Origin of the sequence: Shewanella sp. 5S214 (assembly GCF_041439795.1) — a bacterium.
In the GTDB taxonomy this organism is placed as follows: Bacteria; Pseudomonadota; Gammaproteobacteria; order Enterobacterales; family Shewanellaceae; genus Shewanella; species Shewanella vesiculosa.
Genome location: NZ_JBGOOV010000019.1, coordinates 63,085 through 84,199, shown reverse-complemented (window position 1 = coordinate 84,199; position 21,115 = coordinate 63,085). Strand labels below are relative to the sequence as shown.

Below are 21,115 nucleotides of genomic sequence, written 5' to 3'. Positions count from 1 at the left end.
CATTAGTCAGCCCCAAGACTGTTAATGGTGAACCTGTACCACTCGCTGTCAAACCATCTGGGCTTGAGGTCACGGTATAACCAGTAATCGCTGCGCCGCCAGTACTCACTGGCGCCGTGAAACTCACGCTGGCTTGAGCATCTCCTCTGGTAGCTGTACCTATACTTGGCGCACCCGCAACAACTGCATTGACAGAAAAGCTCTGGCTCACCTGAGCTGCCGCTAAATAGCTGGCGTTACCCGCCTGGTCGGCATTAATAGTACAGGTGCCAGTGGTGACAAAGCTCAAGGCACCGCCACTAGTGATAGTACACACTCCAGTGGTAGATGAGGTAAAACTGGGTGTTAAGCTTGAGCTAGCGCTGGCCGTTAATGTTGGTGTGGTGCCGAAGCTTTGTGCGCCTGGGTTAGGGAAAGTAATCGTTTGTGATCCTATCGGTGTCACACTATTAGAGGCATTCGACGCGGCACTGGTGCCCGCAGCACTTTGAGCCGTGACACTAAAGGTATACGCCGTGCCATTAGTCAGCCCCAAGACTGTTAATGGTGAACCTGTACCACTCGCTGTCAAACCACCTGGGCTTGAGGTCACGGTATAACCAGTAATCGCGACACCGCCATTGCTAGCTGGAGCGCTGAAGCTGACATTCGCCTGAGTATCACCTGCAGTAGCTGTAACTATAGTTGGCGCGCCTGCCACCACAGCATTGACAGAGAAACTCTGGCTCACTTGCGCTGCTGGTAGATAAGCACTGTTACCAGCTTGATTGGCATTAACGGTACAGGTGCCTGTGGTGACAAAGCTCAAGGTGCCGCCACTGGTAATGGTACAAACACCTGCAGTGGAGGAACTAAAAGTGGGTGTCAAACCAGACGTAGCCGTAGTACTTAATGTTGGCGCAGCACCAAAATTTTGAGCGCCAGGGTTTGCAAAGGTAATAGTTTGCGCAGCCTTGGGCGTAACACTGTTTGATGCCGCTGAAGACGAGCCTGTACCTACTCCATTAGTCGCAGTCACTGAAAAGGTATAGGCAACTCCATTGGTTAATCCCGTCACTGAAATTGGTGAGCCTGCACCTGTACCCGTGAAAGCACCGAGGCTGGAGGTTACCGTATAAGCCGTAATCGCCGAACCACCATTGTCAGCAGGCGCAGCAAAGGTGATGCTGACTTGAGCATTACCGGCTGTAGCGGTACCAATGATAGGCGCACCGGGAACGACCGGATTCACAGTAAACGATTGTGTCACTGTAGTAGCTGCATTAGTGGCAATATCACCTGACTGATCTGTATCTATGGTACAGGAGCCAGTTGACACAAAGGTCAGGGTTCCACCGCTCGTAATTGTACAAACCGCTGGTGTCGATGAACTAAAACTGACGGTTAACGATGAATCTGATGTTGCAGTTAACGTCGGGCTAGTGCCGAAATTTTGTGCACCCGGATTAGCAAAGGTAATTGTCTGGTTAACTTTGGGTATCACTGAATTTGAAACACCTGATGCAGAGCTTGTTCCAATGGCGTTAGTTGCCGTCACAGTAAAGGTGTAAGCCGTACCATTCGTTAGGCCAGTTACCGTTATCGGAGAAGTTGTAAATCCATTACCACCAGCACTAATGCCACCAGGGTTAGATGTCACTGTATAACCCGTTATGACAGAGCCGCCATTATTTGCTGGTGCGCTAAAAGCCACGGAGGCTTGCCCAATACCTGCCGTTGCAGCGCCAATAGCAGGAGCATATGGGGCTGTCGGGATAGCCACAGTATGAGTTGAGCCGCTGGTATAGGCAGCAGGGCCAGCGTTACCCGCTGCATCACTAATATTGGTAGAGCCATTCAAGTTTAGCTTAATAGTACCGTTACCCGTAATACCGCTCACTCTCACCGTCAAGCTGGAGCCTGAACTCGCGGAGACGCTGACTATAGTGCCAGTCGCGCCACCAGTAGTGTCAAGAGCGAAGTCATCGGTAGAAATGTTGTTGACTGATTCGCTGAAGTCAACGGTGAAATCAACAATGGTATCTGTTGATACTGCACCACCCGCAGGTGCGGTGCTCGTCACAGAGGGCACAAGGCCGTCCACTACCAGCGCTTTATTATTGCCCAGTGAATTAGCTGCGCCAGGGGAAGCCAATGTGAGGGCCGCATTGTTAGTAGCGGCATCGCGGATGGTTCCGCTATTCAATGCCAAGGAGTTAGTGGCGACATAATCTAGGTCACTGGACGTATCGCCGGACTGAATGGTGTAGTTGAATGTCAGCGTACTGGAACCACTACCACTTGCGTAGTCAATAGTGCGATCCGTTGTACCCGTATCCAGCGTTAGTTGCGGGGTACCGGTGACAGTCACGGCTTCATTAAAATTCACCTGGATACTAATGATATCGCCCAGTTTGTAAGTGCCGTTCGCGGTGCTGGCATTAACAGATGACACTGTCGGGGCCACGCCATCGATGACGATATTTTTATTCGCCCCCAAAGAGTTTGCGGTACCGGGAGAAGGCAAGGTCAAGGTGGCGTTGTTATTTGCCGCATCGCGAATAGTGCCACTATTTAGCATCAGCGAATTGGTCGCAACATAATCTAAATCGGCCGAAGTATCGCCAGACTGAACTGTGTAACTGAATGTCAACGTACTGGAGTTACTACCACTGGTGTAGTTAATGGTGCGATCAGTGGAGCCTGTTTCAAGTGTGAGTTGAGGTGTGCCAGTAACCAATACCGCTTCATCAAAATTCACCTGAACACTAATAACGTCCCCGACTTTGTAAGTACCATTTACAGTGCTGGCTGTGATAGAGCTTACTGTAGGGGCAACAGAATCGGTAACAAATGCACCCGTTGCGTTATACCCGATACCGCTGCTAGTACCTGTTAACATTGAGGAGTTAGTCTGGCTATCGTTGACTGTCGTACCGCTGGCTTCATTCAGCTTCCAATACCCCAGCAGGCCGGATTCATTGCCTACCAATTCAATACTGCGGTTATTTTGAATCTGCACTTGCGTGCGCGCACTACTCCACATACGTATATCATCGATACCACCGACGAAATCATCTACCGCTCCGTGGTTCTGCATACCAAACAACAGATTGGTCACTCCAAATCCAGTATAATTAGGGACGCTACTACGGGCGCCTTGATCTAAAACGTTTATTCCCTGTGCGACGCCATCAACATAAAAATCCCAAGTTCCATTATCAAATACAACTGCAATGTGATACCAGGTTCCTGTGCTTAACGACAACACATTACTTTCTGTCAGGCAACCAAAATCACACTCAAGATCGACAGTTAGTTTACTTGAGTTCAATATGAGGCCACCGGCATCGGCACCGCCAGTGAAATCCACTAAATTGATGGTTCCACTGACGTTAGTAAATTTGGCCCAAAACTCCAGTGTAAATGTTGTTCGATTCGATAACGCAGATCCCGCATTTGTCAGCGTTACGGTATCACCAGTTGTAAAGTCAAAAGAACTGTTTTGTGCGCTAGCATAGAGGGAGGTCATCGCAAGAAAACTGCCTACAATGAATATTTTAAAATAAGAATGCCAGAATCTAGTCATAATACTCTTAAAAGCATGAATTATTTTATAAGCATGTTGCAGCATGACATATCCCCTAAATTAGCTTGTTTTAAATACAAGTAGCGCACAATCCCTGCGCGCATTTTCACTCACAGATTTAAACCACATTGTTTCAGATTTAATTACGAGGAGGGAAAAGCCCCTCAAGAGCAATAATAAAACTAACTACTTGATAAGGTTGTACTATATGAACTGGCATATTATTACCGGCAATACCAGTATTTCCATTTACGTTAACCGTTGTGGTGGCAGTCGCAGGCGATAGTGTGGTGTCTGGTGCAGTAGTGCTAAAAGCATTAAGATCAGTTAATCCACTAACCACTTTGGCGGGTACCGTGGTTGGCCCTGGAGTAGCGGTATTACCGTTAGCGGAGGAAGCTCCAAATGCAACGCTCGTATTTCCTGTTCCATTTAGTGCTACGGAATGAACATGCGCGGGTAACTCATTGGCAGTTAATGTCACATTTTCAGTCCCACCCGATTGTCCCAGGTTATATTGACTCATACCAAGGCTTTGGCCTTGATGCACAGGCACACGGCCTTGCAGGTTTGGCAAACCGAAAGTGGTAGTACCATCCCCCCCATAAGTAGTACCTATTATTGCAAACAAAGCCTGATTGCTTTGAATGGACAATACTTGCCCATTGCAAAAAGCCCAACCACGGGGAGCGAAATTGCCCGCAAACATAATAATTTCACCGACAAATGGATCTGCCATAGTCTCTCTCCTTAGATAGTTTATGATTAAACCTAGTTAAGCTGGTGTTGCATCATGGCTTCTGATAGACGCCAAACTGCATTACCTAGGCTATTAATAATGAATCCTTTACGGTTTACTGCCGATCACCAGCGAATGTGATCAACAAAACTAATACAGTCAGTACCATAAAAAGATACCAGTCTATCAAAAAACAGCGCAGCAACCTTTTGGTAACAGGAATATATATTAGTTGATACTTATAATAAAGTAGGCTTACATTAAAAACCTTCTATTAACCTTCTTTTATCATCCCCGACTACAAGAGCGTTATTGCCACAACATGGTTTCATGGGTTTGTGAAATGCTGTGGATGATAAAACCTTGTTGTAGGTAAAGCGCTTTCGCTCTTGGATTATCCAATGCTACCGACAAACGAATGTCAGCTTTTTGCGCTATCGCATCTTGTTTGAGCGCCTCTAAGACCGCAGTACCTAAGCCTTTACCGCGTATTTCTGGCGCCAATACCAAATCCACAAGGTGCAAGTATTCTGGGTTAACCGCCAACGTCAGCTTACCAATCACTTCAGATTGTTGGCACAAGATATAATCCTTTGCATTAGGATAATGGCTTTTGTAAGAAATTTGTTGCAGTTGATATTGCTGCTGTAGCAGCATATCAACTGTCATTTGGGGTAACCCAAGTTGATAAAAGTCGCAGCGAGTTGAATAAAAAAGCTCGGCCATAATAATGGCATCACGATCACTGGCGTGGCGTATACTTATTCCAAATAATGAATTTAACTGGCTTAACATTAATATGCCCTGACATAAGGCAACGTTAGCAACGATTTATTATTTGTGAAATGTCCACGAGGAAGTGGTGAAAATAAACAGATATCCATATCTTGAGGGTCCATAAATATTAAAAACTCTTATCAAGACTAGTATAAAATCAGATAAGCACAAGTCATGATAACAAGTGATTATTAAATTTTTTTCGATAAAGGATTATTTAATGTTTGACTGGAATGCCATAGACACAGTGCTGATCGATATGGATGGTACGCTGTTAGATTTACACTTTGATAACCACTTTTGGTTACAAGTTGTACCGCAGCAATTGAGCCTAAAACGTAACATTAGCGTTGACGATGCTAATTTACTCGTCAAACAGGCTTATCTCGATGTGGCGGGAACCTTAGATTGGTATTGCCTTGATTACTGGCAAGGTTATTTAAACCTCGATATATTGGCATTACATCATGCATCTGCAGATAGAATCAGACTCCGTCAGGACAGCATGCCTTTTTTACGTGCTTTAGCAGGAGCAAGTAAGCAGCGTATATTGTTTACTAATGCACACCCGCAAAGTTTAGCGCTTAAGTTAATCCATACCAACTTAGACCAAGGTTTAGACCTGATGCTGTCTAGCCATGAAAGCGGTTATCCCAAAGAACATCCGCAATTTTGGCAATATGCATTTGATAAATTTAACTTAAATCCATCACGGTGTTTATTTATTGATGACAGCGAAGTGATTTTAGCTGCATCGAAAAAAGCAGGCGTGGGTTATCAACTCGGAATTAGCAATCCAGACAGCCAGAAACCTCATATTGATTTTACCGACTTTCCTGCGATTACTGATTACCAATTATTATCATCTGCACTTTTATTGCTATAGCCCGCAATAACATTGAATCATCATATAAAAGCTGAGTTCTCTCAAAGTCGGTTTATAAACCAAATGTATGGATGACTTATTATTGATATAAAAAAACGCCTTGATAGTGATATCAAGACGTGAGTTTTTCATTACTCAAAACATTACAAACCAGGCACAACACCTTGATAGTTTATAGGGTAATATCCTTGGCTATCTTGTCGGCCTAAGAATGATAACGCTTCACGTAAATCTTTAGGTTGGGCATCTGTCGGTTTAATTTTAGCACTGACTTTAACCAAGTTTGACTCGCCTAAAATAGCGCTCCCAGTTAAGCCTAATACGTTTTGGGTTTCATCTGTGGCTATTTTTAACTGGCCATCAAGACAACTCAATCCTAATGAGATGTTACCCAAAGGGTAAACACCATATTGATTTTTAACGTTGGTGTTATTTAAAAATAATTTACCGCTTAATTGCTCACACCATGGCTTACCTTGCTCTAAGATTTCAACCATTAAACTTACATCGCCATCAATTTGGGTTTTAAATGGTAAACGAGCGCCTGCGAGTAAAAAACTATCCGGCAGGTCAAAACGAATATTGTTTGCTCTCAGTCCAGAAAATGACCAACTAATACTGCCTTTACCGCTCACTGGCGTAGCACGATTGCCGATTTTAAAATCAATATCAGCTTTACCAACTAATAATCCCCAAGGACTTAATTGCCAACTGACTTGCTCTATCTGGCGCTGGTCGATGGTAACTAAGGACGCTTGCCCTTGCCAAAGAGTACCTTCTGCACCACTGATGGCAACATTATTGGGTAACGGAGCAATACTGACTAACCAGTTTGCTGGTAAATAAACCAATAAAAACACTAGGTAAATAATGACGCCAATGACTATTTTTGAAAATAAACTCACAAAGAACCCTTACTGAGAAAGCTGAATACGTCTTACTTTTACAAAGCCAGCAACGTCTGATTCCGTTAAATCAACACTGTCTAACGTTAACCCTTTTTGCTCGACTAAGTCATGTAAGTAACCCAGTAGCGCATCAAATGGTACATCATCCATCCATAGCTGGATCTTATCGCCTTGCGGCTGCATACGCGTGATCTCTAATTTATATAATCCAGCGGTTTGATTAACAATGGAACTTAAACTTCCGCGAACTTTCGCTTGTGCACCCGCTTGTTTCAGACCAGCAATTTTATTGGCCGTTTGTTTTACATAATTTAACGTTTGTTGAGCGGCGCTATTATTGCGCTCTGCTGTTTCTTGGGCATTGGAAATCGGTGTCCAAATGCCCCAATAAAAAATACCGACCACCAGTATTGCGGCACAAAAACCAACCAGCTGTTGCTCTCTAATGGCTAAACTTTGCCACCAACTACGCATATTTTCCATGTTATTTAATCCTTAACGTCAGCGTACTGGTAACGCTTTCTTCGTTACTGTTCATGGCTCCACCTTCGAGGAGGTAGTCTTTCATGACAATCTCTTTAAACTTATCGATTTGAGCATAATTTTTTGCAGTCACTTGCATCCGTAATTCATTACGATTGGCTTCATAACGCAAAGTATTGGGTTTTAATTCTGGCACCTTGCTAAATGCAGGCTTTAATCCATCTAGCATTTCAAAAAATACTGCACCACCGCCTTGGCCTTGCATGCTGCGCAATTCACTGCCCATTTGTGAGCGCATATTAACGATACGATTAACCCCAGGGACAGATTGTTTAAAAAGCATTTCGCTTTGAGCTTCTATCTCAGCGGTATGCTTATTAAGTTGATGAATAGCTAAACCTTTATTCGTCAATGCTAAAACAATCGCCACCACCACCACAATCGCAGTATTTTTCCAGGTTAATAGCTGTTTGCTGTACTCACTTTTAGGTTTATAAATACCACTTAATAAGTTGATTGGCGCATTTAAGATGCCCTTGGCTAATATCATCATGGGTAAATCTAAAGGCTTGGCTTCAACTGTAACGCCAACAAAATCAATATCATCACTATAACCCGCTACCAAAAGAGGATCTGCATCGGTGTGGTTTAGCATCGTTTGAGCTAATAACTGCGGTAATGCAAATTCAGCCCATGCTTTAGGTACGCTAACACCGCCGCCTTCTGAAGTTCTGATTAAATATTCACTACCAACACTCATTGCTGCCCAACGACATTGATCTAACGGTAATGCTAAACAATCTGGCACGATGCGTTTCACTTTCAAGCCTGCATCATACAACCATTGAAGCCATGTTTGCATTTGCTCATGCGCAACCGCAGCCACATTGAGTAGTTCACCTTCACGAGGGCCCACCACAAAGTGCATGTTATCGACATTAGTCGCTAATGATTCCTCAAGCATGTAAGGCAATGCCTTTAATGCTTGGCGTTGACCTTTTTCGGGTAACATAATTTGTGTCAATGCCATGTTGGCCGCAGGCACAAGTACATCAACAGGACGATTACCCGCGCGATCAGCTAAAGTGCTGAGACTTGCAGCATCAGATAACTCACCAGAAGCGATAATTTCTTGCTCTTGTTCAGACCATACCAGCCATGAACATGGGTGTTCTGATGTTTTTCCTAACCGGATAAATAGCCGTTCAGACACTGTTATTCTCCACCGATCTCAATACGTATTGTTACGCAATGAATTTGTTATTATTGTTGACCACCGTACTGCCTAGTGAGCACATCTAAATCTTTACCATTGCGCTTAAGTACGCTTTCCATTCTAAATATTGCATTATCGACTTTGGCGCCAGCTTTTAATAAAAAATACTTGCTATCGACCACAAAACTCGACTTTACGTTCGCTTCTGATTTGATGCCACTCAGAGACGAACTTTCCCAAAAATCATCAATTTTTTCATATCCATCAGCTGGGCGATTATTAATAATATTTTCAGCTTCACTGACTGAAATTTGATTTTCCAGCATCCCAGCGAGTAAAGCGGCTTGCTCAACTTTAATGGTGTTCACATTCAATAACTGGGTATCTTCGCCCGGTATTGCACACACATAAGGCAAAATGTTCAGATAAACATTTTGGCTAAAGCCCATTACAGCACGCAGCTCACTTCGATGTTGCATCAAGGTATTGGCGGCACGATATGGCACATTACGCGACTCATATTCGGCATCCTCAGCCCCGTATGGGCCAGATAACGTATCTTCGTCAATATAATCTTTTAGAGTATACGTCAGCTGCTCTGCACCAAACTCATCGACACCTAAACTGATCAGTAACGATTGGAACTGTTTAGCGGCTACGGTCATTTTGGGCTGACCATTGTCATTCTCTTTTGATGCTTGCCCAACGGCATTAATGTTAAAACATGCCCGCATATCTTGTATTTCACCGACGATTTCACCATATTCAGCCGGAAATGCCACATTGGCTAAGGCCCAGTACTGTTGTAAATGTACTGTACCTTCTGAATCTTCAAAATCTTGCTTGAGCACTTTCATCGCCAACTCTTCGGCAGAAAGCGCATACCAATAAGCCTGATCATATTGGGCTAAATTAAGCGTTCGGCGCATAGAAAGCTGATTACGACTGGTAATATTGGTCGCGATAATCACTACCATAGCCACAATCAACATAACCACGATGAGCGCCACACCACGCTGCTTTTGGCCACCCATTATGAGTTTTCCCCATTATCTATTTTAGGATCAGTTTCGCTATTATTGTCTTGTTTATTATTTGAATCGTTAGGATCGTCTTTATCAGACTTAATCGCTGGTGCACCTTTGGGCAATAAAAATCGACGCTGGATTTTACCTAAACCTTCTAATTCTATTTCCATCGCAATCCCTTTTGGCATTACGCTTCCATCAACTTGTTTCTGCCATTTATCATCAATATAAAATGAATACTCAATTGATAACACATGATCAATGACCACACTTTTTAGTGGCTCTGCACCCGATACGGGTTCAGGATAAGGATAATACCAGCGCTCTAGACGACCATTTTGAACCACATAGGCAACCGACTGTAAACTGCCTCTGGGTAACATGCCATCAGGGTTTAACCAGCCTAAACGGTAAAATACCAATGCTTGGGTTTCTGAGTCGAGAATATTGTCACCAACTTGGAAAAATCGATTGTTACGTTCGCCTTCAAATGATCGCGGTGTACGCGCCACCATTTGGCCCAGATCACGTTCTAGCGCGCCAAAACCTTGCTGTAATGACTTAAGTCGAGTCGCAAACTCTTGGGTCACTTCATCATTTTTCATCACCGCCGACAATACCGAGTTAGCCGCAATCCCCAGCATGGCAAATATCGCAATCGCAATAAGCATTTCCAGTAACGTAAAACCGCTTGAATGCTTAGGCTTTGTTATGTACATAACTACTCACCTGGGCAACAACACGCTTAAATTTATCATCGTCACTGACGCTAATACGGATCATCCTGAACTTATCATCTGTCGTTTTAATCACTTCTTGACGCCAATACCATTCACGGCCAGCAAGTTCTGACTGACCGGTTTTTTGGCCAATGTCTGGAAAAGTACCTGGTAATCGCACATCAACCATTTGGTTACTGGCCACCCATTGGGCTAACGTACGCTCTTCTAAAATGGGCATATTCGCCATTTGTTCACCCAAACTTTTGGTGACCGATACTGCTGCAATAGAAAACACTGCTAAGGCAACAATAACTTCAAGTAATGTCATACCACGGTTTCGAGTCGATAAACGCTTATGACTTAGGTTTAGCGGGCGTCGATATGCTGTGAATTTACTCATCTACACGCCCTAATGTTAAGCGGCCTAACGCATCACCAACAACCAGTACATTAACGGGCTGAAGGTCATCATTAACCGTATTAAAACCTAGCTCAAAGGGGGTCATCTCACCGCTGGGAAATAATAAAATTTGCGGTTCAGGGTGTTTCTTTTTTTCTTCTTCGCTCGGTTCATCGATAAAAGGTTCATCAAACCACGACTCATCTTGCTCGTCTTCTTGAACTAATGGCATGCCATCAATCACCACATCTAAGGTAATACCGGCCTCCATTTTTTTAGCCGATAACAGCCGGTCTTGATCAACAGGCATCCATTTGCCTTCTTTGTAGAACACAAACTGATATTGATCTTCGTCAATCACAATCCCAATAAACTGGCCACTTAATACACTTTCATCTAGCACCATCTCGGTGGCAGACATAAAACGTTGCGCCTGTTTTTTGAGCATTTGTTCCGGCCCAGTAACACTAATCGATAAGGTTACCGCTGAGGCAACCAAACCCATTAGCAATGCCACAATTAACACTTCTAATAAAGTGAAACCGGCTTGACGATGTTGAGCCATTTTATTGAAAATCTTGTAAATTCCAGCTTCCGATATCATCTTCAGAACCTGGCTGTCCGTCTGGGCCAGCACTGAAAATATCAATTTTGCCATTTTCACCAGGGCTTAAAAGTAAATAGTCATTGCGCCATGGATCTTGTGGTAAACGCTTAACATAGCCACCTTCGCGGAAATTACGCGGCTCTGGCGACGAGCTAGGCTTTTGCACTAAAGCATCAAGCCCTTGCTCTGTTGTTGGGTAAATACTGTTATCTAACTTGTACATATCCAATGCATTTTCTAGCGCAACAATATCTGACACCGCTTTTTGTTGATCTGCTTTATCTTTGTTCCCCATCAAATTCGGCACAACCATTGACGCTAAAATACCTAAAATAACAATCACCACCATTACTTCGAGTAAGGTGAAACCACGTTGTTTATTATTATGTTGCATTGATTACTTCCTCTAAAAATTGTCTATATATTCATGCGTAAAATCGGTGTTAAGCTTGGTTTACCCAAGCAAGGTCAAGGTTAGTCCTAGCCGCTGATCAAGTTGTTTAACTCTAAAATAGGCTGCAGAATAGCCATTACAATAAATAATACAACCGATGCCATACTCACGACTAGCATGGGTTCAAACACCCCCAAAGCAATGTTGACGTTAGACTCAAACTCTCGGTCTTGGTTATCAGCAGCTCGTTCAAGCATATTCTCTAATTGACCACTTTTTTCCCCTGACGCAATCATGTACAACATCATTGCAGGGAATAGCTTAGTATTAGTCAACGCAGCCCCCAAACTAGTTCCTTCGCGGACTCGCGCCGTCGCCTCATCAACGGCGGCACGCACTTTGACATTCTGTAATACTTCGCTGGCAATACGCATACCATCAAGTAACGGCACTGAGCTTGCTGACAAAATACTTAATGTACGCGCAAAACGTGCGGTATTTAATCCTTTACTGACTTTACCAATAACGGGCATTTGCAATAAGGCGGTGTCGTATTTCATTCGCAGTTGCGGATTAGTCAGCATACGCTGAAACACAATCATACAACCGAAGATAATCAGTACCACCACCACGCCCCAATGCTGCACAAAATCCGATGCGAGTATTAAAAACTGGGTCGTGCCAGGTAACTCTTGGCCCATATGTTCAAATTGGCCAACAACCTTAGGTACTACAGCCGCCAATAACACGGCTATCACGCCAATGGCGACCACAGTCAATACGATGGGATATATCATGGCTTGTGTTAGCTTTGTTTTGAGCTGTTGACGGCGTTCGGTGTAATCAGCTAAGCGATTAAGTACCACTTCTAGATGGCCTGATTTCTCACCGGATGCCACCATTGCACGGTATAAATCATCAAACACATGCGGAAATTCAGCCATTGAGTCAGCTAAGGTGTAACCCTCAACCACTCGAGATCGCACCGCCATAATCATGCTGCCTAAACGATCTTTTTCAGACTGTTGTCCAACCGCTTTTAGTGCTTCTTCAATCGGTAAGCCCGCAGCTACCAGTGTCGCAATTTGGCGCGTGATCAGGGCCAGTTCGGCAACAGATATACGTTTTTTAAACACGTTCGCGAGATTAAACCCACCACGCTGTGAGCGAGCTTCTTTCTCGTTAACCGGCAGAAGTTCCAGTGGCATAAGACGCTGCTCACGCAGCTGGCTTCTTGCATGGCGTGCCGTATCAGCTTCAATCACACCTTTTTGTTGTTTGCCTTTGCTATCAAGGGCTTTGTATTCAAACGCCGCCATTGATTACTCCTCGCGTGTCACTCGCAATACTTCTTCTAGGGTGGTCACACCGGAGAGTACTTTACTCATACCGTCATGGCGGATACTTGGAATCGATTTGCGCACATATTTTTCAATGGCTAATTCGCCCCTGCCGCCATGAATTAACTCGCGGACATTGTCATCAACGATAAGTAGCTCATGAATACCGGTTCGACCTCGATAACCATTTTGGCCACAAGCCTTACACCCTTTAGCACGATAAATAATACGGGTGTCGTTCGCAGTAATACCAAGTAACTCACGTTCACGTTCATCAGGCTCATGTGCTTCTTTACACTGTGGGCATAATGTACGGATAAGACGTTGAGCGAGTACGCCAAGCAAACTAGATGACACTAGAAAGGGTTCTACCCCCATATCTTGCAGACGGGTAATAGCCCCTGATGCGGTATTGGTATGTAAAGTTGAAATCACTAAGTGACCGGTTAATGATGCTTGCACCGCAATTTGCGCTGTTTCTAAATCACGAATTTCACCAATCATCACCACATCGGGATCTTGACGTAAAATTGCGCGTAATCCTCGAGCAAAAGTCATGTCGACCTTAGTATTGACCTGAGTTTGACCAACGCCCTCTAATTCATATTCAATCGGATCTTCAACGGTTAAAATATTGGTATCTTTAGAATTAATTTCCGTTAACCCGGCATACAAGGTAGTACTTTTACCAGAACCGGTAGGCCCTGTAACAAGAATAATTCCGTGAGGTTTACGAATTAGTTCATCGAATTTTTCACGAATGCCTGGTGTCATACCCAGTTGTTGTAAGTCTAAGTTACCGGTATTTTTGTCCAGTAAACGCATTACCACGCGCTCACCATGACTCGATGGCATAGTTGATACCCGCACATCGACAGCACGACCAGCAATACGCAGCGAAATACGTCCATCTTGTGGGAGGCGTTTTTCGGCAATATCTAAGCGCGCCATCACTTTAATCCGCGACACCAACAAAGATGACAACTTACGATTTGGCTTTAATACTTCTTTCAACACACCATCAATACGGAAACGAACAATTAATTGTTTCTCATAGGTTTCGATGTGAATGTCTGAGGCTTCTTCTTTAATGGCTTCAGACAATAACGCATTAATTAATTTAATAATTGGTGCGTCATCATCGCCTTCAAGCAAATCTTCGGTTTGCGGTAATTCTTCGGCCAGAGTGAATAAGTCCATCTCGTTACCGATATCTTCCATAAGCTGTTGAGCTTCAGAGGAGTTAGCTTGATATGCTTGAGTTAATTTAGCCTCAAACTTAGCCACTTCTAGCTTAATCAACGGTAACTCAACACCCGCATAGCGCCGTACTTCTAGCATGGCACTGAGCGGCGTTTTATCAGTATAAAAAAGACAAAGCTGATCGTTATCTTTCGCTAACACTAATTGAAAGCGATGTGAAAAGGCGAACGGCAAACGTTCTTTACTGTTGGAGTGAAAAACCCCATCACCTTCGACCACTTCCATGGCAACGTCACTAGATACTTGGGCTAATGGCTCAGTTATCACGCTATCAGTCATTGTTTTGAGCCTTGTCCTTTTGCATGCTTTCATCGATGGTACGTAAAGCGGGATCTGAATCACGCATATCAGTACTCAATCCTTTGCCGCTTTTATAGCGATCAAGCATGTCGTTGACGTCGTCCGGTATATAACTTTCTTGGTTCCACTCATCTAATACAGGTACTTGAGTATTTGGCATTAAGTTAATACCACGCGCTTGTTGTTCCAGCTGCAATGCTCTGAAGTAATTATATTTGCGCCCGGCAATACCTTCCATTGTAATGCCATCACGGATAATAGTGGGCTTGATGAAAATCATCAGATTCTTTTTGGTTTTCTTGCTAGAAGAAGACTTAAATAAATGACCAATAAAAGGAATATCACCAAGAATTGGCACTTTTTGAATACTTTCTTGAACTTCTTCGTTAATTAAACCGCCCAAGACGACAATTTGGCCTGAATCTGCCATGACAGTAGTGGTTAAACGGCGTGTAGAGAAACTGATGTCTACGCCAGTGTTACCATTAACACCCGACACTTCTTGTTCGATAGTTAATTTAACCGATGAACCTTCGTTAATTTGCGGTACGACTTTTAATTTAACTCCCACTTCCTTTCGTTCTACCGTTTGGAAAGGGTTGTCATTATTAGAGCTGGAGGTTGAACCGGTAATAATGGGCACTTCATCACCAACTATAAACGACGCTTCTTGGTTATCGAGCGTGGTAATCGACGGTGTGGCTAGTACGTTTGAATTAGTATCACTTGAAACGGCTTGAATTAACGCAGCAAAGTTACCTGTCGTCACGCCCCAGGCCATACCATTTACTTTGCCGAGTGCTTGCGCGATCAACGTAAAGTCGCCTTCAGTCGTTGGATTAACAACAGTATTAGACTCAGTACCAGAAGTAGTGGTTACGGTAGTGCCATCGGTTTCACGCGCCGCCCAGATCCCGGCACCCACTTCACCAATCGTTGGACCGATATTGTTAAACTGAGTCAGTCCACCCGCTTCGCTACCCCATTGCACGCCAAAACCAACGTTGTCGCCTTCGGCTATTTCTACAATAATGGCTTCAACAAGCACTTGCGCACGGCGAATATCAAGCTGATTAATCACACTTTCAATAGTACGCAGTTGATCGGGCTCAGCACTAATCACCAAAGAGTTAGTGTCACTGTGGGCCATAATATTGATATCACTACGACGCTTACTTGAGTTGCCTTGCTGGGCACTAGCGCCCTCTTTATTGTCTTGTAAATTTTGTGCAAAACCAGTTAATACTTCAACTAAGTCTTCTGCCTTGGCGTAACGTAAATAACGGACTTTGGTGTTACCGGTACTCGCTTGTTCGGCATCGAGACGCTTAATCAGTTCAATCACACGCTGGCGGCTTTTCTCATCGCCACTGACAATAACCGCATTCATGCGTTCATCCGCGACCACTTTAGGTGCTTGACCTGGAAGTTGTGATTGATTAGCACTGGAACGGTAAAGAGTATCTACAATTCGAACTATCTCACCTGCAGAGGCATAGTCTAATGCCACTACTTGCACATCTGTATCGCCTTGCTTATCGACTCTACGAACAATTTCTACCAGCTTGTTGACTACCGCTGCACGGCCAGAAATCATTAGTACATTTGATTGGTCATAGTTGACGACGTTACCGCCACCAGCATTGTCATTTAACTGTCGAAGTAATGGTGCGAGCTGCTTAGCTTCAGAATTGTATAAAGGCACGATACGGGTAACCATTTCATCGCCGACACCTGGAGCTTTGTCATCGGCAACCCGAATAGCAGCCATTTTGGCATCTTTATCTTTAATCACTTTAATGACATGGTTTTCCATTTCAACCACGGCATAACCATACACTTGAAGTACGTTAAGGAAGAATTGGTAATATTGATCATCATTGAGTAAATCGTAACTGCGGACATTGATTTTGCCACGTACGGTTGGATCTACAATAATGGTTTTATTGAGGTTTTTACCGACAATATTAATAAACTCTTGAATGTCAGTGCCCTTAAAATTGGCGGCATATTGTTCCGACCAAGCACTTGGTGCTGCTATCATCGCAGCTCCCATCAGCATTCCAGCAATAATCTTATGTCGGATCCCTTTATTATTCATTCTACTCAATCCTCTAACGCCAAATTATTCTGGCAAACTAAACATGATTTCGACCAACTGCCCTTCACGCTCAACCATGACAGCCATTTCGGTGAGCTCAGGCAATTGTGCCATCACTTCTAATGCCTGACCCATATCGGTCAGATCAAATCCATTTATTGATTTGGCTAAATCATTAGCCTGAAAACCCGCTTGCTTAAACAATGCGACGTCTTTGCCAGGGTTTAAACGGTAACCCGCTAATTCATCACCATTACGTACCGGTGAAATAGCCAAAAAGTCTGTAATTTTACTGGGGTCTGCTAGTAACTCGTCACGAGAATTAGACAGATCTTCAGAAAAACGTTCATTATCGCGACGATCAACTCGAGTGACCTGTTGATCAACTTTAGCTTGTTGTAGCTGGGTGTTTGCCGCACCTTGTGTGGTGTATTGAAGCCCATCAAGCATTAAGGTTTCATAACGGCCACTGTTACTGATAATGATCCTGTCAGCATAAACCTCTTTTAAAGAAGCCGAAGTCCCTTTAATTTTATCGCCTAAGCTATACGTTTCTTGTTGACCACTTGATTCAATGACGGCTAAGCCTTGAGCTTCCTCGGTGGATGCAACAACTCCCGTCAATTGAATTGACAAGTTTGTTTTAGGTGCATCTGTTATTTGCTCTACGACTTCAACTTTAGGCTTGTCGTTGTTATTGTCTAAGCGGCCAAAAAGAAATAGGTCACGCACACCGGCAAGCTCAATACGCTTTGCAGTGCCCACAGAGATGGGGGATGGTTGCCACACCGCAGATTGCGATGATACTGGCATCAACTTCCATGTGATTTGTGCTGCGAGTAGCAACACAATGATCAATCCCAGCCAAAATACAATCATACTCAATCGTTTATGCGGTATTTTTGCTGCGTTGGTGATCAGTCTATCTAATAAATCCATATGTTATTGGACCCTCTATACGCCTTGGTACAGGTCTCTGTTCTAATTGTTAATAAAATTCGTTAAATATATGTGAAGTCGTCATGCTAACTCACACAGGATAAAGCGACAACCCCAGAGCATATCGATTGGCGAATCTCCATCAAATATGCTAACTTTGCGACCATAAAAGAGCCATAATATTGCCCTCTATTACGATAATACACACATTGTATGGCAGTTAGGTTACTCAGTCTGTGAAATCATCCCTGTTTTGGAGGTCATTTGACTCAAACTCAGCCCGAAAAAAGCGTTATTCGGCTCGACAAATGGTTATGGGCGGCACGTTTTTATAAAACCCGCGCTATCGCAAAAGACATGATCAATGGCGGTAAAGTACATTACAACGGCCAACGGACTAAATCCAGTAAGAATGCAGAAGTCGGTGCAAAAATCCGTCTTCGTCAAGGTAATGATGATAAAGAGGTTTTTGTCATCCAATTATCTGGTCATAGACAAAGCGCCAATGTAGCGCAAACCCTATACGAAGAAACACCAGAAAGCATCAGTAAAAGGATTATAAACGCTGAAGCAAGACGGTTAAATATATTGAATAATCCGGCCCCAGATCATAAACCGGATAAAAAACAAAGACGACAGATTATGCGCTTTAAAGACTACTAAGCGCCCAAAGAGTAAGAGAATACAAATGAACAACGATATTTTACATCGCTACATTTTTGATAACGTCGATGTGCGTGGCGAAATAGTCCAATTAGAAAATAGCTACCAAGAAGTGCTTTCTGCACATACTTATCCCGTGGCAATAGAACATCTAATTGGTGAGTTAATGGCGGCAACATCATTACTGACCGCCACCATTAAATTTAATGGCGATATTAGCGTGCAGTTACAAGGCGATGGCCCGGTTTCTTTAGCGGTAATTAATGGTAACAATAAGCAAGTTTTACGTGGTGTTGCCCGTTGGAATGATGATATTGCAGATGATGCGAGCCTGCAGGAAATATTTGGTAAAGGCTACATGGTGATCACCTTAACACCTGATGAAGGTGAACGTTATCAAGGTATCGTATCACTAGACCATGTCAATCTAGCCGCATGTTTAGAAGAATATTTTAATCAATCAGAGCAATTACCGACTCAAATTCAGTTATTTGCTAACGGCAAACAAGCTGCAGGTATGCTGCTGCAAGTATTGCCATCAAAGTCAGATCAAACGGATGATTTTGAACATCTAGCAGCATTGACCGCTACAATTAAAGCAGAAGAGCTATTTACACTGGATGCTGAACAGGTATTACATCGCTTGTATCATCAAGAAGAAGTACGTTTATTTGACCCTGTTGATGTTACCTTTAAATGTAGCTGTTCATATGAACGCAGTGGCGCTGCTATCAAGACCTTATCACAACATGAAGTTGAGGCCATTTTGGCTGAAGATGGCAAAATCGAAATGGATTGCGAATACTGCACAGCAAAATACGCTTTTGACGCAATAGATATTGCCGCACTATATTCGGGCAGCCATAGCAGTCAGTCAAAACAGTAATTCATACCGTTACAACCTACGTAACCCATGACAAAAAAGCGCGCAATGCGCTTTTTTTGCCTTAAAAATCACTAAAAACCCCCTCAAAACAAAATAACTTTCAAAAATATTACCAAACTGTTCGTTACCAAAACATTAACTTGCGTTACAATCCCTGACATTAGCTTATAGCCTCCGCGCAAAAAATAATATCAAGCTAAGTTTGAACACCTAACCCCAATAGCGATTCACTGCGAAACACGACCTAAAAGACATGGAGATCAACACTATGGCGGATGTATCTAACCGCGTTCACCTTAACCCTACGACAGCACAGCTGGTAGAAATAGCGCTTCTTCGTGGAGAAGGTCAGCTCACCGCGAATGGTGCCTTAGTGGCCAAAACAGGAGAAAGAACAGGTCGCTCGCCTAATGACCGTTTTATTGTCAAAGAGGCAAATACAGAAGCGGATATTGAATGGGGCAAAGTAAACCGTCCATTTGAAGCGGGTAAATTCGATGCATTATGGGGCCGTGTAGAAGCTTACCTTGCAGACAAAGAGTTATTTACGTCTGAACTTGAAGTCGGCGCTGATGATGATCATTATATTCCAGTGCGTGTAACCACTGAATATGCTTGGCATCAGCTGTTTGCTCGTAACTTATTCATCGCGCCAGAAAGCTTTAATCGTGGCAACAAAGACACATGGCAAATTATCAATGCGCCTGGGTTTGTGTGTGAACCTGATCGTGATGGCACCCATTCTGACGCGGCGGTTATTCTTAACTTTGCCGAGAGAAAAGTGCTGCTTGCTGGCTTAAAATACGCTGGCGAAATGAAGAAGTCGATGTTCTCAGTACAGAACTTCTTATTACCTGCTAAAGGTGTATTACCAATGCATTGCTCGGCCAATGTTGGCCATGATGGTGATACCACATTATTTTTCGGTTTATCGGGTACAGGTAAGACAACCCTATCCGCTGATCCAAAACGCTTCTTAATTGGTGATGATGAACACGGCTGGGCTCCGGGTGGCGTGTTTAATATCGAAGGTGGTTGTTATGCTAAATGTATCGACCTGAGCCAGAAAAATGAACCAGTGATTTGGGATGCGATTCGTTTTGGAACTGTGTTGGAAAACGTCGTTCTGAATGAACAGCGAGTGCCTGACTATAAAGACACTAGCCTGACCGAAAACAGTCGTGCAGCCTATCCTTTAGAGCATATTGCTCAGCGTAAAGAAGATAACCGTGGTGCCGAACCTCATGCCGTTGTGTTTTTAACCTGTGATGTCTCAGGTGTATTACCGCCAGTGTCAGTGTTAAGCAAAGAGCAAGCAGCGTATCACTTCTTATCGGGCTATACCGCAAAAGTGGGCTCAACAGAAATGGGCTCAACATCGGCAATCCAGTCAACGTTCTCAACATGCTTTGGTGCACCATTCTTCCCACGTCCTGCAGGTATGTATGCCGAGCTGCTAATGAAGCGCATTGAGTCGTTTGGTAGCCAAGTTTACCTTGTTAACACCGGCTGGACGGGTGGTCCACACGGTGTAGGCAAACGTTTTGATATTCCAACCACTCGCGCCATTGTTGACGCTATTGTAAGTGGTGAATTAAAAGATGTTGCCACAGTGCATATCGATAAACTCAACCTAAATGTACCTGTTAGTGTATCGGGCGTAGATACCGCTTTACTCAACCCAGTTAATACATGGGAAAATAAAGCTGATTATGACAAATACGCACAACAACTAGCACAAGAGTTCAGTGACAACTTTGCTAAATATAAAGTGTCTGAAGCAATCAAAAATGCTGGCCCAAACGTCTAAACAAGCCAGCAAGAATTCGCAATTAACATAATGCGATGTCATGCCTAAAATCCCAACTTCGGTTGGGATTTTTTATCTGTAAAAT

19 protein-coding genes are annotated in these 21,115 nt (G+C 43.6%); 4 read left to right on the top strand and 15 right to left on the bottom strand.

The genetic code is table 11. The features are described from left to right. The 3 genes from ACED29_RS13675 to ACED29_RS13665 form a co-directional block, all read right to left on the bottom strand. The coding region (locus tag ACED29_RS13675) for a beta strand repeat-containing protein (protein WP_371697879.1) at positions 1-3,613 on the bottom strand (3,613 nt) is incomplete at its 3' end. Positions 3,614-3,707: 94 nt separating this feature from the next. After that, positions 3,708-4,307 carry a phage tail protein gene (locus ACED29_RS13670; protein WP_124017714.1) on the bottom strand — a complete coding sequence of 200 codons (600 nt, stop codon included), beginning with the start codon at positions 4,305-4,307 and terminating at the stop codon, positions 3,708-3,710. Between the two features lie 309 nt (positions 4,308-4,616). Further along, positions 4,617-5,102 (bottom strand): GNAT family N-acetyltransferase, encoded by a 486-nt coding sequence (locus ACED29_RS13665; protein WP_371697873.1) that lies wholly within the window; start codon positions 5,100-5,102, stop codon positions 4,617-4,619. A gap of 202 nt (positions 5,103-5,304) precedes the next feature. Here ACED29_RS13665 and yrfG point away from each other — a divergent pair, with 202 nt between their 5' ends. After that, positions 5,305-5,970, top strand: coding sequence for a GMP/IMP nucleotidase (gene yrfG, locus ACED29_RS13660; RefSeq protein ID WP_371697872.1), 666 nt, complete (start codon positions 5,305-5,307; stop codon positions 5,968-5,970). A 143-nt stretch (positions 5,971-6,113) separates the two neighbouring features. On the opposite strand, the gene ACED29_RS13655 is transcribed toward yrfG, so the two are convergent. From ACED29_RS13655 to gspC, 12 genes are all read right to left on the bottom strand, one after another. Beyond that, positions 6,114-6,875 carry a type II secretion system protein N gene (locus ACED29_RS13655; RefSeq protein WP_124017717.1) on the bottom strand — a complete coding sequence of 254 codons (762 nt, stop codon included), beginning with the start codon at positions 6,873-6,875 and terminating at the stop codon, positions 6,114-6,116. Between the two features lie 9 nt (positions 6,876-6,884). Beyond that, the gene (locus ACED29_RS13650; protein WP_124017718.1) at positions 6,885-7,361 is read right to left on the bottom strand and encodes a type II secretion system protein M; all 477 of its coding nucleotides are present in this window, start codon (positions 7,359-7,361) and stop codon (positions 6,885-6,887) included. A 1-nt stretch (position 7,362) separates the two neighbouring features. After that, on the bottom strand, positions 7,363-8,574 hold the full coding sequence (gene gspL / locus ACED29_RS13645) for a type II secretion system protein GspL (RefSeq protein ID WP_182757246.1): 1,212 nt from the start codon (positions 8,572-8,574) through the stop codon (positions 7,363-7,365). Positions 8,575-8,624: 50 nt separating this feature from the next. After that, entirely contained in the window at positions 8,625-9,611 is a 987-nt protein-coding gene (gene gspK / locus ACED29_RS13640; protein WP_124017720.1) for a type II secretion system minor pseudopilin GspK, read from the bottom strand. Beyond that, positions 9,611-10,324 carry a type II secretion system minor pseudopilin GspJ gene (gene gspJ / locus ACED29_RS13635; protein WP_371697871.1) on the bottom strand — a complete coding sequence of 238 codons (714 nt, stop codon included), beginning with the start codon at positions 10,322-10,324 and terminating at the stop codon, positions 9,611-9,613. Before gspJ ends, gspK begins: the two co-directional genes overlap by 1 nt. Next, positions 10,305-10,727, bottom strand: a complete 423-nt coding sequence (gspI, locus tag ACED29_RS13630; RefSeq protein ID WP_259395689.1) for a type II secretion system minor pseudopilin GspI — start codon at positions 10,725-10,727, stop codon at positions 10,305-10,307. Before gspI ends, gspJ begins: the two co-directional genes overlap by 20 nt. Next, positions 10,720-11,292 (bottom strand): type II secretion system minor pseudopilin GspH, encoded by a 573-nt coding sequence (gspH, locus tag ACED29_RS13625; protein WP_371697870.1) that lies wholly within the window; start codon positions 11,290-11,292, stop codon positions 10,720-10,722. Before gspH ends, gspI begins: the two co-directional genes overlap by 8 nt. Before the next feature lies 1 nt (position 11,293). Beyond that, a complete protein-coding gene (gspG, locus tag ACED29_RS13620) occupies positions 11,294-11,728 on the bottom strand; it encodes a type II secretion system major pseudopilin GspG (protein WP_124017723.1) in 435 nt (144 codons plus the stop codon). Positions 11,729-11,814: 86 nt separating this feature from the next. Then, a complete protein-coding gene (gspF, locus tag ACED29_RS13615; RefSeq protein WP_124017724.1) occupies positions 11,815-13,047 on the bottom strand; it encodes a type II secretion system inner membrane protein GspF in 1,233 nt (410 codons plus the stop codon). A gap of 3 nt (positions 13,048-13,050) precedes the next feature. Further along, positions 13,051-14,610, bottom strand: coding sequence for a type II secretion system ATPase GspE (gene gspE, locus ACED29_RS13610; protein ID WP_124017725.1), 1,560 nt, complete (start codon positions 14,608-14,610; stop codon positions 13,051-13,053). Beyond that, positions 14,603-16,732, bottom strand: coding sequence for a type II secretion system secretin GspD (gene gspD / locus ACED29_RS13605; RefSeq protein WP_371697869.1), 2,130 nt, complete (start codon positions 16,730-16,732; stop codon positions 14,603-14,605). The genes gspE and gspD overlap by 8 nt, the downstream gene beginning before the upstream one ends. A gap of 24 nt (positions 16,733-16,756) precedes the next feature. Then, positions 16,757-17,671 carry a type II secretion system protein GspC gene (gene gspC / locus ACED29_RS13600; protein WP_371697868.1) on the bottom strand — a complete coding sequence of 305 codons (915 nt, stop codon included), beginning with the start codon at positions 17,669-17,671 and terminating at the stop codon, positions 16,757-16,759. 264 nt (positions 17,672-17,935) lie between these two features. Here gspC and hslR point away from each other — a divergent pair, with 264 nt between their 5' ends. The 3 genes from hslR to ACED29_RS13585 all read left to right on the top strand — a co-directional run bounded on the left by hslR (position 17,936) and on the right by ACED29_RS13585 (position 21,030). Then, positions 17,936-18,334: a ribosome-associated heat shock protein Hsp15 gene (gene hslR, locus ACED29_RS13595; RefSeq protein ID WP_124017728.1), complete on the top strand. Its 399-nt coding sequence runs from the start codon at positions 17,936-17,938 to the stop codon at positions 18,332-18,334. A gap of 25 nt (positions 18,335-18,359) precedes the next feature. Continuing rightward, on the top strand, positions 18,360-19,220 hold the full coding sequence (gene hslO, locus ACED29_RS13590; protein ID WP_371697867.1) for an Hsp33 family molecular chaperone HslO: 861 nt from the start codon (positions 18,360-18,362) through the stop codon (positions 19,218-19,220). 253 nt (positions 19,221-19,473) lie between these two features. After that, positions 19,474-21,030, top strand: a complete 1,557-nt coding sequence (locus ACED29_RS13585; RefSeq protein ID WP_371697866.1) for a phosphoenolpyruvate carboxykinase — start codon at positions 19,474-19,476, stop codon at positions 21,028-21,030. The last annotated feature ends 85 nt before the right edge of the window (positions 21,031-21,115 follow it).

Coding starts and splice junctions, on each gene's coding strand:
- ACED29_RS13670 (WP_124017714.1), bottom strand. CDS start 4,307: ATGGCAGATCCATTTGTCGGTGAAATTATTATGTTTGCGGGCAATTTC.
- ACED29_RS13585 (WP_371697866.1), top strand. CDS start 19,474: ATGGAGATCAACACTATGGCGGATGTATCTAACCGCGTTCACCTTAAC.
- gspK (WP_124017720.1), bottom strand. CDS start 9,611: ATGGGTGGCCAAAAGCAGCGTGGTGTGGCGCTCATCGTGGTTATGTTG.
- gspH (WP_371697870.1), bottom strand. CDS start 11,292: ATGGCTCAACATCGTCAAGCCGGTTTCACTTTATTAGAAGTGTTAATT.
- gspE (WP_124017725.1), bottom strand. CDS start 14,610: ATGACTGATAGCGTGATAACTGAGCCATTAGCCCAAGTATCTAGTGAC.
- yrfG (WP_371697872.1), top strand. CDS start 5,305: ATGTTTGACTGGAATGCCATAGACACAGTGCTGATCGATATGGATGGT.
- gspD (WP_371697869.1), bottom strand. CDS start 16,732: ATGAATAATAAAGGGATCCGACATAAGATTATTGCTGGAATGCTGATG.
- gspJ (WP_371697871.1), bottom strand. CDS start 10,324: ATGTACATAACAAAGCCTAAGCATTCAAGCGGTTTTACGTTACTGGAA.
- ACED29_RS13665 (WP_371697873.1), bottom strand. CDS start 5,102: ATGTTAAGCCAGTTAAATTCATTATTTGGAATAAGTATACGCCACGCC.
- hslO (WP_371697867.1), top strand. CDS start 18,360: ATGAACAACGATATTTTACATCGCTACATTTTTGATAACGTCGATGTG.
- gspF (WP_124017724.1), bottom strand. CDS start 13,047: ATGGCGGCGTTTGAATACAAAGCCCTTGATAGCAAAGGCAAACAACAA.
- gspC (WP_371697868.1), bottom strand. CDS start 17,671: ATGGATTTATTAGATAGACTGATCACCAACGCAGCAAAAATACCGCAT.
- gspI (WP_259395689.1), bottom strand. CDS start 10,727: ATGAGTAAATTCACAGCATATCGACGCCCGCTAAACCTAAGTCATAAG.
- gspG (WP_124017723.1), bottom strand. CDS start 11,728: ATGCAACATAATAATAAACAACGTGGTTTCACCTTACTCGAAGTAATG.
- ACED29_RS13650 (WP_124017718.1), bottom strand. CDS start 7,361: ATGGAAAATATGCGTAGTTGGTGGCAAAGTTTAGCCATTAGAGAGCAA.